Consider the following 12,078-nt stretch of genomic DNA (forward strand, 5'->3'; position numbering starts at 1 on the left):
GGCTAGTTTAAGCAGTGTGTCCGCGAGACGGCGGGACTGGTTTGGCAGTGTCATAGGGGTGACGAAATACCACGGTCCACCAACGCGTCTCAGGCTGTAGGATTCATTTTACGCGGCAAGCCTATTCGGTGAGAATGATTGTAATGACTAATTCTGTTCCCGGGTCAATTCGAGGTAGATGGCGCGGATGTTTTGGCGGCTGACGGATACGGCTTTCGCGAATTCATCCGCATTTTCGAAACCACACCGGATGGCCACGCGATGGAGAGCTGCAGGATCATCCGGCAGCTCGGTTTCTCCAGCGAAACTCCATCGGCGAAGAATGCCTTCGATCCGGCGCAATCGACGGTAATGGGTGATGAGAGCGCTGGCTTTGTCGCCGGGAAGTTTTTCCTCAGACTGTGCGCGCAAGAGCGCTTTCAATGTGTTGGGCTCCTGCCAGCCGTTCTCCAAGACGAATATTTGGGCGAGGAATTCCGCATCCATCAATCCGCCCGCGCCGGTTTTGATGGCCAGATGTTCGCTGTCTGTCGGGGTGCGTTCTTTTTCGATGCGGGCACGCATCCTGACTATCTGCTGGCGCCAGTCCCGGGCATAGGCTGCAACGGGAGGGGCGGCCTGGCTGAAATCAGTCCATGCACTTGCGGTCCGCTGGAAGGCTTCACCCACGGTGCTGTCTCCTGCTATGATGCGCGTGCGGGTGAACGATTGGATCTCCCATAATTGAGCCCGCTGGCGGAAATACTCGTCATAGGCTTCCAACGTGTTGACGAGCAGACCTTTTTCACCATCCGGGCGCAAGCGGGCATCGGTTTGGAAAACGATGCCGTAATCCGTGTGTTTCGAAAGCAGTTCCATCAGCTCAACGGCATATTTTTGCAGTCTGGGGAGGTCGTCGGGTTTATCATTGGCGATGAATATGATGTCCAAATCGGAGCCATAGTTGATCTCAGAACCGCCGAGCTTGCCCAAGGCGATGATGGTGAATGGTGGTTGTTCGAGGCGGTTGCGCATTTGCACGGCTTCCAGGGCATAGCGCAAACAGGCATCCGCCAAGGCGGAGAGTTCTGTGAGATTGTGCTCGAAATCGACCAGGCCGAGAATATCACGCAAGCCGAGCCTCATCTGTTCAGCTTGATGATAGCGGCGCATCCAGAGCAACTGGTCCGGATCATTCAGACCATAGCGCAGATCATTCAACGTTTCATCCGCAGTTTTGCTCCGGCGGAGGCGCCCGCTGAGTTGGAGGTCTTCGACCAGATCCGGTGTGCGGATGGCGACTTCGGCGAGAAATTCCGAGCGGTCGAAGAGCAGGAGCAGCAATTCAAAGAGCGAGGGATTATGCGTCCATGTTTCGTAGAGCATCATGCGTGCGCCGTAGGCCTGGATGAATGAATCCAGACGGGCGAGCACGCGATCGGGGTCTGAGAGGGTTTTTCCTTCCGGTGGAGGGGGGAAAGGGGAGGCATGTCCTGGCTTCAAAGGGCAGTAGCGCAGCAGATGCGGAACCAATCCGAGAGCCAGTTCGACCGTACGCGGTGAGACATGGACATAACCTGGGCCGTGAACAAACATCGTCAGCAGTTGGAGGGCATGATCGACATCGCGGAAACTGCGAGCCTCGAGGATGCGTTTCCAAACTGCGGGATTCGACTCGAGATCGTCGGGTATCGCTGCGGGGGCAGTTTCTGATTCCGATCTCAGGGTGTGCTCGAAGATGAGGCGGACGTTGGTGGTGTGAGTGACCAGTGCATCTTCGAATTCCTGCAGCTTTTCAAATCCCATGAGCGCGGCGAGACGTTCGCGGGGTTTGCGCCCGGCGGGGATGGTATGGGTCTGGAGATTGTTCTCCATCTGCAACCGGTGTTCCACATCACGCAGGAAGCAGTAGGCCGCAGTCAACTGTTCGGCCTCTTGCGGAGGGATCAGCCGGTAACGCACCAGATTTTTGAGGGCGGGAATCGTTTGTGCACCGTGCAGGAAAGGGTTTCTGCCGCCTTGCAATACTTGATGCGTTTGCACAATGAACTCGATCTCGCGGATGCCTCCGCGCCCGAGTTTCACATTGCGGTCCAATTCGCCTGAGCGGACAACTTCAGTCTCGATGCGGTCTTTCGTTGCGGCGACTTCGTTCAAGATGCGGAGATTGAGGCTGCGCGGATAGCGGAAGGGCTGGATCATTTCCAGAAATTCCGCGCCGAGCGCCGCTGAGCCTGCGACAGGCCGCGCTTTAAGGAGCATCATGCGCTCCCATATCTGGCCCCATTGGGCATAGTAGTTTTCGTAGCTTTGGAGGGAACGGACCAAGGGCCCCGCGTCTCCTTCCGGACGCAGCCGGACATCCACACGGTAAAGGGCGCCTTCATCTGCAAGCTGTGAGACATGCGTGATAAACTCTTTGGCCAGACGGGTGAAGAACTGGTGGTTCGAGATGCCTTTGCCCGTTTCTGATTTCCTGGGACGGGCGGGAAACAGGAAGCCTTCCTCGGCATAGAGGAAGATCAGATCCACGTCTGAACTGTAGTTGAGTTCCTGTCCGCCCAGTTTGCCCAGACCGAGAATGCAAAACTCCGTAGGTTCCCAAGAACCGTTGCTGTTCTGATGCCAGGGATTTCCGAGACGGGCGGTGAGTTGTTGCTGGACGAGGCGCTGCACGACTTCAAGGCAGATATCCGCCAGGTCGGAGAGTTCGCGGACGATCTCCATCGTGGAACCCAAGCGGGAGAGGTCGCGGGCGGCGATGCGGATGGATTCGCGTTGTTTGAAGAGCCTCAACTGCTGAAAGGCATGATCATATTGCTTATGCCGGAGCGCATCATCCAGCCAGCTGGAAACATCCCTGCGTAGTCCTTCAGGCTGCCGGGGATTTTTAAGCAGGTCCGCCTTCAAGGCATGGAGCATCCATTCGGGGTGCGCGACCAGCAGGCTGCCCAGATGTTCCGAAGCGCTGAAGAGTGAGATGATTATGCGGCATTGTTCGACGGACATCCGGCGCAGGGTGGTGCCGGCAGGGGATGCCAGAAGTGCCTCCCAGTATCGGCGGGCCCGGGGGGGATCGGCACATTCCAGCAGCAGCTTTTCCCAGGCAGGCTTAGGCATAGGGCAAGATAGCACAAGGCCAGCCGGCTGGAAGCCGTCTGCGAAGGTCAGGGCTGATCGAGTACGCTTCGCACAGTTTCAGCCAATTGCTGGGGCCCATAAGGTTTTGAGAGGAATGCGCCATGGGGCGTCAGCTGGTTTTGCTGGGCGGCCATTTCAGCGCTGTAGCCGCTGGAGTAGATAATCTTCAGACCCGGCTTTTCCCTGGAAAGCAGGCTGGCCAGCTCGATGCCGCTCATGCCATCAGGCATGACCAGATCCGTGAGCAGCAGGGCAACATCCGCCTCGTGCTCAGACCAAAGCTCGAGCGCTTCCGCGCCGGTTTGCGCGCTTAACACGCGATAGCCGAACTGGGTCAGGATGTTGCGGACCAGCGCACGCAGCGGGGCTTCATCTTCCACTAGCAGAATCGTCTCCGAGCCGCGTGCATCTTTGAAATGTTCCTTGATGATCTCGCTGACCGGAAGGACCGTCTTTTCCAAGGCGGGAAGGTAAATCCGGAAGGTAGTGCCACGTCCCAGTTCACTTTCCACTTCGATCCATCCTTTGTGCTGCTGGACAATGCCATAGACTGTAGAAAGTCCCAGGCCGGTGCCTTTGCCCACCTCTTTGGTGGTGAAGAACGGATCATAGATGCGCGACAAATTCCCGGGTTCTATGCCTGTGCCGGTATCAACGACTTCCAGGCAGATGTAGCGGCCGGTTCTGCCGTCCGCAGCTTCATCTGGTGCGGTGCGGTGCTCGGACCGCAACCGGATGGCCAGTGAGCCGCCTCCAGGCATGGCATCACGTGCGTTCACCGCGAGATTCAGGACGATCTGCTGCATCATGGCCGGATCGGCCTTGATGAGCGGAAGCGGGGGCTGAGGTTCCACGGTCAGTGTGATCTGTTCGCCCAGCAGGCGGCGCAGCATCCTGGCTACATCGGTGACGAGCGCGGAGAGATCGAGCTCTTTTTGCTGCATGACCTGCTGCCGGCTGAAGGTCAGGAGCTGTTTCACGAGACTGGCGGCACGATCGGACGCTTTCACGATCTCGCTGGCGGCATCTGAGGCCTCGGTGTGCAGATCGCCGAAGAGTTGCAGGACTCCGGCGTGACCCTGGATGACGGTAAGTATGTTGTTGAAATCATGAGCGACACCGCCGGCCAGCTGGCCGATGGATTCCATTTTTTGAGCCTGGCGGAGTTGGGCTTCGAGTTTGCGGCGTTCCGTGATGTCTTCACGCATCCAGATCACGTGCTGTTTGCCCGCTCTTTCCAGGATGCTGAAGGCCACCTGGCTGTAGAAGGTGCCGCCATCCTTCCGGCGGTTCAGCACTTCACGGGCGCAACGGCCGGTGCGGCGGACTTCGGCATTGATCTCTTCCTGGATGCGTGAGGCTTCTTCCGAACTGTATGCCAGTAAATCGGTCACATGAGCGCCCAGCAGGCCGCCGCGTTGGCCGCCGAACATGCGTTCCTCGGCAGGGTTGGTGTAGATTATGCGGCCAGCTTCATCGGAAAGACCGACGCCCTCGGCCATGCTTTCGAGGACAAGGGATTGCAGGCGCAGCGCGTCATCCGTCTTTTTGCGCGCGGTGACATCGAGGCTCAGTACGGTCACACCGGTTATCTCTTCTCCAGTGCGGATCGGATTGAAGCTGATCTCGAAGTGACGGATGGTTTGGCGGACTTTCAGAGGGTATTCCAGGGTGAACTGTTCGCCGCCAAGAGCACGGTCAAACTGTGCCTGCCAGAAGGCTGCCACTTCCGGGGGGAGGCCATTGTGGATGTCGGAGCCGATTTTCGGTTTCTGCCCCAAGGCGATTTCGACGCCTCTTCTAAAGAGACGGTTGAAAGTGATGTAACGGTACTGGCGGTCCACGGACCAGGTGGCACCAGGTATGTTCTCCACCAAGGCGGTGAGATTGCCTTCATACTCTTTTTGAGCCAGTTCATGGCGGATGCGTTCGGTGATGTCCCGGCCGACGGATTGGATATCTAGGATGTTCCCTTTGTTGTCGAAGTGAGCGTGATCAGTCCACTCCTGCCAGCTGATGGAGCCATCCGGCAGCAGGCAGCGGTGAGCATTGGTCAGAATGGGGTTGCGGGGGGAGAGACTGGCAATTTTTTGCTTTACGGTGGCAACGTCCTGCGGGGAAATCAGATCGAAGAATGCGGTTCCGATCAATTGTTCGCGAGTTTGACCGTACATCCGGCAATATGCCTCATTGACAAAGGTGCGGGTGCCGTCGGGCTTCCACCGCACGATCATCTCGGTCTGGTCGTCAACAATGGAGCGGAACAGGGTTTCACTTCGGCGAAGCGCATCAACTGTCTGTTTTAGCAGGGTAATATCGTGACCTTCGGCGATCAGCCAGAGCAGTTTGCCTCCGTCATCAAAAACCGGTTTGAGCGAGAAATCGAAAACGTGCAACACGCCGGCATGGGACTGGTGGGTGGTTTCGAAGTGGACGAATTCACCACGGGCCGCCTGGGTCAGTGCGGCTTTGAGGTGAGTCTGGGCTTCGTCGCTGTGCGTCCACCAAGGTGTTTCCCAGAAGGGTTTTCCACGGACGTCATCAACGGTTTTGCCGATGAAATCCAGTGCGGCTCCATTGGCTTCGAGCACATGGCCTGCAGGAGACAGAAGACCGATGAATTGGAATGCCTGATTGAAGATGCCGCGGAAGCGGCGTTCGCTTTCCGCCGCTTTTTCCTTGGCCAGATGACGGTCTGTGATGTCGAACGTGACGAGTATGGCCTTGTTGATCTTGCCTTCCTCGTAGATCGGACTGAGTGTGTTGGCATACCAGTGGGTGGTGTTATCCGGGTGCAGGACCGATATCTCATATGACTGGGTGTTCCCTTCGCCGAAGACGGATCCAATTCCTTGACGCATGACGGCTAGCTGCTCTTTTTGCACGTAGCTGAAAACGGAGGAGCCGATAACTTCTTCACGTTTGTAGCCGGGTGCGACCTGGTTGATGAAGAGAACTGTGCCGTGGGCATCAATGGTCATGATGATGAAGGGTGCGTTCTGTACGAGTGAACGCCAGCGCTCCTCGGAGGCGGCCAGTGCTTCCATCGGTTCCGTGAGATCTTTCTTCACACGCCATGCCGCCAGCAAAATGAAGGGGAGGCAGAGGGCCAGGACGAGCAGCAGGGTGTTGCGCACAAGGCGGCGGGTGAAGAAGATTTCCGCATCATCGTAAATGAAGGCAAGGCGCCATTGGGTGCCCTGGATGGTCTGGAAGTAAACGGTGCCTCCGGTGGAGGTGAGCCGGATGCGTTGTTTGCCTGAGTTCGCGCTGCCCATCGATTTGAGCGCGCGTTTTACTTCTTCATCGCGGTGTTTGCCATAGCTGCGGCTGGAGACGGGCTGGCCGCTTTCGTCTATGAGCACGGCATGGGCGCGGAAGCCGGGATCAATGGAGGAGATATGGCCGACGATGTTGCGTACCAAAACGGTGGCGCCTATGGCACCGGTGCGTTCACCGGTCTGGGGGGAGATAACGGGGACGAGAACCAGAATCACAGGTGAACCGCTGGCCCGGCTGGGAATGACTTTGGTGATGACGGTCTGGCCTTGTTGGATCTGTGGGAAATAATAGCGGTCACTGACATTAAACGTGGAATCATCACTGCCATAGACATCGCCGGAAGGCGTGTTGTAGTAGAGGGCTTCAACGGCTTGGGGGAAGTGGCGCGTCCAAAGTTTCAATTGGGGAACGATGGTGGCCGGATCTCCTTTCTGGATGAGCGGGGAGACGCCCAGGAGACGCAGGCTGCTTTGTGTCTGGCTGAAGACATCGCGAAGATGCCGGGTTTCATCGGAGAGCTTGGTGCCTGCGAGCTGGTCGATCTCGGTGCGGACAGTCGTTTCGGTGAGCTCAAAGGCGAGAAAGAATACGACGGCCACGGTTAACAGGACCGGACCAAACGCCAAAGCCAGCAGTTTTCTAAACGTCTTCACAAAGGATACAATCACCCCAAAGCCCATATGGCTTCCGTCCAAGAATGGAGCCAAGGTTTGACTGGCAGCGATGCAAGCGCAAGGCAATACGCTGATGAGCGTTGAGTTTATGACTGGCTACGCTTATGCTGACGATATGCGGAATATCCTAATCGCGACATTTTGGTTGCTAAATGTCATGGCATTCCAGGTGAATGCGCAAACGAACAGCAGCAAGCTGGGTGGTCTTCTAAAAGGATTCATTACTTCATCCAACGTCACTTCCTCTGTGGGGGCAGACCAGATCGCGGCGGGGTTGAAGGAGGCGTTGGCGAAAGGAACGGATCAGGCTGTGAAGCGTTTGGGGACGACGAATGGTTTTCTTACGAATGCGCTGGTGAGGATACCGATGCCGGCGGAGCTGAAGCAGGTGGAGACGTCTTTGCGCCGGCTCAAGCAGGATCATCTGGCGGATGAGTTTGTGAATACGATGAACCGGGCGGCGGAGAAGGCGGTGCCTTTGGCGGCTCCGGTGTTCGCCGAGGCGGTGAAGAAGATGACGATCGATGATGCGAAGAACATCTTGAATGGACCGAAGGACGCAGCGACGCAGTATTTCAGCAAAGCGACCAGGGAGACGTTGCTGGCGCATTTTCAACCGATGGTGAAGCAGGCGACGGATCAGGTGGGATTGACGGCATCTTACAAGCAACTGACGGATCGAGCCAAGGTGCTGAGTCCTTTCATGAAGACGCAGGCGTTGGATCTGGATTCTTATGTGACGAACAAGGCTTTGGACGGGCTTTTTGCGATGGTGGCGCAGGAGGAGGAGAAGATCCGGCAAGACCCGGCGGCGCGGACTACGGATCTGTTGAAGAAGGTTTTTGGCAGTACGGCGGGCAAGTAAGTTTTCACACGGTATGATCAAGAGTGTTTGTGTGTTCTGCGGGTCGAGCCATGGCTTTGCACCGGAGTATGAGCAGATGGCGAAGGAGATGGGGCGGGCGATCGCGGCCAGAGGATGGACGTTGGTGTATGGTGGCGGGAATGTGGGATTGATGGGGGTGGTGGCGGATGCGGCTCTGGCGGCGGGCGGGAAGGTGATAGGGGTGATACCGGAGGCATTGCTGGCGCGGGAATTGGGGCATCGCGGGGTGACGGAGTTGCGGGTGGTGGATACGATGCATGAGCGCAAGGCGATGATGGCTGAACTTGCGGATGGGTTCATCGCGTTGCCGGGTGGAATCGGGACGTTCGAGGAGTTCTTTGAGGTGCTGACCTGGGCACAGTTGGGGATTCATCACAAGCCGTGCGGTTTGATCAATACGCGTGGATATTATCAGCCGGTGATGGATTTGCTGGGTAATGCGGTGAAGGAGGGTTTTTTGAAGGCGGAGCATCAGGAGATGGTGCTGACGGCGGAGGGTGTGGAGGAGATGCTGGCGCGAATGGAGACGCATAAGCCGCCGCAGACGATGAAGTGGATTCGGAAGAGTGAGACGTAGTCAAAAGAGTTGGGAATTCCAAACGGAGGGAGATTTTCTCGTGGTTGACTGATGGAAGTTCATAGACTTTGTTGCAGCATGACACAGCGCGAAAATAATGCTTACCGGGCAGGGCCGCCGACACCGGAAGAGTTTCAGAAGTTTCAGCAGCAGATGCAGGACTTCTTGAAACAGCAGATGGGGAATGTAACGCAGGGATTCAGCCGGGCGGAGCCGTCCAATTCATCAGGCGGCAGTTCAAATGAGAAAAAAGAGGCGGATTTCCGCTTTGATTATAAGCCGAAAGATATCAAGGCGCACTTGGACCGATTTGTCATCAAGCAGGATGATGCGAAGAAGGTGCTGAGCGTGGCGTTGTGCGATCACTATCATCATGTGCGGCTAGCGATGGGCGGGAAGCAGCAGCCGAATTACGCGAAGCAGAACATTTTGCTGATGGGGCCGACGGGTGTGGGCAAGACATACTTGATCCGCAGCATGGCGGAGTTGATCGGGGTGCCGTTTGTGAAGGCGGATGCGACGAAGTTTTCCGAGACGGGTTATGTGGGTGGTGATGTAGAGGACCTAGTGCGTGATCTGGTGCGCAAGGCGAATGGAGATGTGGAGCGGGCGCAGTATGGGATCATCTACATCGATGAGATCGACAAGATCGCGGGGCAGACGGGGCATGGCGGACGAGATGTGAGCGGGCGCGGGGTGCAGACGAATCTACTGAAGTTGATGGAGGAGACGGAGGTTTCGGCGCGGGCAAATAATGACATCGCGGGGCAGATCCAATCGATGATGGATCAGCGGGGTGGACGGAGACAATCGGGGACGATCAATACGAAGCATATCCTTTTTGTGGTGAGCGGTGCGTTTGATGGATTGGAGGCGATCGTGCGGAAGCGGTTGCGGGAGGCTTCGATTGGGTTTGGTGCGCCGCAAAAGATCGAGGATGCGCATGAGCGGGCTTATGAGTTGGCGATGACGCGGGATTTCATCGATTACGGATTTGAGCCGGAGTTCATCGGGCGTTTGCCGGTACGGGTGGTGTGCCAGCCGTTGAATACGGATGATCTGTTCCAGATATTGAAGTCATCGGAGGGAAGTATCATCCGGCAGTATGAGGAGACGTTCGGAGCATATGGCATCGAGGTGTTCTTTCGTGATGACGGGTTGCGACGGATCGCGGAGATGGCGGCGGAAGAGAAGACGGGCGCACGCGGTCTGATGACGGTGTGTGAGAAAATCTTTCGCGAGTTCAAGTTTGAGCTGCCTTCAACATCGGTGAAGCGGTTTGTAGTGAATCGTGAGGTTGTGGATCAGCCATCGGCTGAATTGCAGCGGTTGCTGAAAGAGCATGAACAGCATGGGCGGGTGGTGTTGCGTGAACTGGTGAACGAGTTCTCGCGACGTTTTGCAGAAACGCATGGATTGCAACTGAAGTTCACGGATGAGGCTGCGGACAGGCTGGTGGTGATCTCGCTGGAGCAAGGGAAACCGGTGCGGGACTTGTGTGCGGAAAAGTTCAAAGACTTCCAATTCGGTCTGAAATTGATCAGCAAGAATACGGGGCAAACAGAGTTTGTGATCGAGGCGGACGCAGTGGAAGCGCCGGACAAGGTGTTGAGTGAGTGGGTGGTGAAGAGTTATCGGGGTAAAGAAGAGATGGTGAACGGTTAAAAGGTGATTGCAGCAGTTTTAAAAATCCCGCAGCGGGGTGGTTGAAGAATTATTAGTGCGCTATTTTGGGTGCTGACGTCGTTTCGGTTCAGGCACAGAGTCCTTGGAGCCCAGTGAGTTCTGGATGTGAAGGTGAGGCGGAAGGAAACGTCAGTTAGCAAAAGTTGGAGGGGCGTGCTAGATTATCGAAGATTTAGACGTATGGGGATGAACCACCGCGTCTGGAAAGTCGTATGATCCAGCATCCCAATCCTGTGGAGGATGTCGTTTATCGTTCCGTGAAGATTGAAGCGGGTTCGGTAAGGTTATCCGGGCAATGGGATATGCCGGAGCGATCGCGCAGTGTGGTGCTGTTCGCGCATGGCAGCGGGAGCAGCCGTCATAGTCCGCGTAATCAGGCAGTGGCGCGGACGTTGCAGGAAGCAGGGGCGGGCACGTTGCTATTTGATCTGCTGACACAGGAGGAGGAAGTGGAGGATGAACTTTCGGGGCATATCCGTTTCAACATCCCTTTTCTCACGGAGCGATTGATCATGGCGACGCGATGGTTACGAGGGCAACCGGAAGCGAAGGGGTTGCGCATCGGTTATTTTGGATCGAGCACGGGTGGTGCGGCGGCTTTGGCGGCGGCAGCGGAGGAGGGGGAGATCGTTCAGGCGGTGGTTTCGCGCGGTGGAAGACCGGACCTGGCAGGAAGGGCTTTATCACATGTGCTGGCACCGGCGTTGTTGATTGTGGGTGAGCATGATGAGGCGGTGCTGCATTTGAACAAACAGGCGGCAGCGCAACTGAAGTGTGAGCACAAACTGGCGATCGTGCCGGGTGCAACGCATCTTTTTGAGGAGGCGGGAGCGTTGGAGGAAGTAGCAAGACTGGCGTCGGGGTGGTTTCAGCATCATCTGGAAGGTGTATCATGAAATTTCGAGATCGATTCCAAGCAGGAAGAGAACTGGCAGCATATCTGACGCAGTATGCGCATGATGATGTGATCGTGCTGGCATTGCCGCGCGGTGGTGTGCCGGTGGCGTATGAAGTGGCGCGTGAGTTGCAGTGCCCGCTGGATGTTTTCATGGTGCGCAAGCTGGGATTGCCGGGGCATGAAGAGCTGGCGATGGGGGCGATCGCGACGGGTGGCGTGCAGGTGTTGAATCAGCGGGTGGTGAGGCAATCGGGCATCTCGACGGAGGCGATACGAAGAGTGGGGGAAGAGGAATTGCGCGAGCTGGAGAGGAGGGAAGAGTTGTATCGTGAAGGGCGGGCGATGCTGGACTTGCATGGGCGTACGGTGATCTTGGTGGATGATGGGATGGTGACGGGTTCAACGATGCGGGCGGCGGTGTTGGCGTTACGGCATCTGGAGGCGGCGAAGGTGGTCGCAGCAGTGCCAGTGGCGGCGCCTCAAGCGCTGGCTCGGATGCAGCCGCATGTGGGTGAGGTGGTGACGGTGGTCGTGCCGGAGGAGTTCACGGCGGTGGGAGAATTTTATCAGGATTTTGAGCAGACTTCGGATGAGGAGGTGTGTGGGTTGTTGCATCGGGGAGAAGTTTTTTGCCACGGATGAGGGTAATTGTTTGAAGTTTTCCGTGTTCAACGCGGAGAAATCCAGAGGGGAGTGACCGCGAAACACGCGAACTACGGGAACAGGAAGAGGAGTAACGGGGGATAAGAAATGCGAGTTACGTGGATGGGGATTTCTGGATGTTCTTGGTGTCGAAAAGGTTGGGTTTTCATCACAAATTTTAGTGAAAAGAGGTGGTTTTCTTGAGGGTTTTGTGGGATAGATTTAGGTGCTGGCAGCTCGCTGCTGGTAAAGGAAGGGCCGAAGGCCAAGTTTCTGGTTCCTAGTTTTGAGTTTCGGGTTAGGGACACGGAAG

General features: G+C 56.5%; 7 protein-coding genes. 5 read left to right on the plus strand and 2 right to left on the minus strand.

Going from position 1 to position 12,078, the window contains the following annotated elements:
* Positions 1–147: 147 nt before the first annotated feature.
* Entirely contained in the window at positions 148–3,099 is a 2,952-nt protein-coding gene (glnE, locus tag VGH19_05440; protein HEY1170795.1) for a bifunctional [glutamate--ammonia ligase]-adenylyl-L-tyrosine phosphorylase/[glutamate--ammonia-ligase] adenylyltransferase, read from the minus strand.
* A gap of 47 nt (positions 3,100–3,146) precedes the next feature.
* Positions 3,147–7,055, minus strand: coding sequence for a PAS domain S-box protein (locus VGH19_05445; protein ID HEY1170796.1), 3,909 nt, complete (start codon positions 7,053–7,055; stop codon positions 3,147–3,149).
* Between the two features lie 136 nt (positions 7,056–7,191).
* Here VGH19_05445 and VGH19_05450 point away from each other — a divergent pair, with 136 nt between their 5' ends.
* From VGH19_05450 to VGH19_05470, 5 genes are all read left to right on the plus strand, one after another.
* Positions 7,192–7,941 carry a DUF4197 domain-containing protein gene (locus VGH19_05450; protein ID HEY1170797.1) on the plus strand — a complete coding sequence of 250 codons (750 nt, stop codon included), beginning with the start codon at positions 7,192–7,194 and terminating at the stop codon, positions 7,939–7,941.
* A gap of 16 nt (positions 7,942–7,957) precedes the next feature.
* Positions 7,958–8,539: a TIGR00730 family Rossman fold protein gene (locus tag VGH19_05455; GenBank protein ID HEY1170798.1), complete on the plus strand. Its 582-nt coding sequence runs from the start codon at positions 7,958–7,960 to the stop codon at positions 8,537–8,539.
* A 78-nt stretch (positions 8,540–8,617) separates the two neighbouring features.
* Positions 8,618–10,204, plus strand: coding sequence for an AAA family ATPase (locus VGH19_05460; GenBank protein ID HEY1170799.1), 1,587 nt, complete (start codon positions 8,618–8,620; stop codon positions 10,202–10,204).
* 233 nt (positions 10,205–10,437) lie between these two features.
* Positions 10,438–11,121 (plus strand): alpha/beta family hydrolase, encoded by a 684-nt coding sequence (locus VGH19_05465; protein ID HEY1170800.1) that lies wholly within the window; start codon positions 10,438–10,440, stop codon positions 11,119–11,121.
* Positions 11,118–11,765, plus strand: coding sequence for a phosphoribosyltransferase family protein (locus VGH19_05470; protein ID HEY1170801.1), 648 nt, complete (start codon positions 11,118–11,120; stop codon positions 11,763–11,765). The genes VGH19_05465 and VGH19_05470 overlap by 4 nt, the downstream gene beginning before the upstream one ends.
* The last annotated feature ends 313 nt before the right edge of the window (positions 11,766–12,078 follow it).

The sequence above is a fragment of the Verrucomicrobiia bacterium genome (assembly GCA_036405135.1).
Taxonomy (GTDB): domain Bacteria; phylum Verrucomicrobiota; class Verrucomicrobiia; order Limisphaerales; family JAEYXS01; genus JAEYXS01.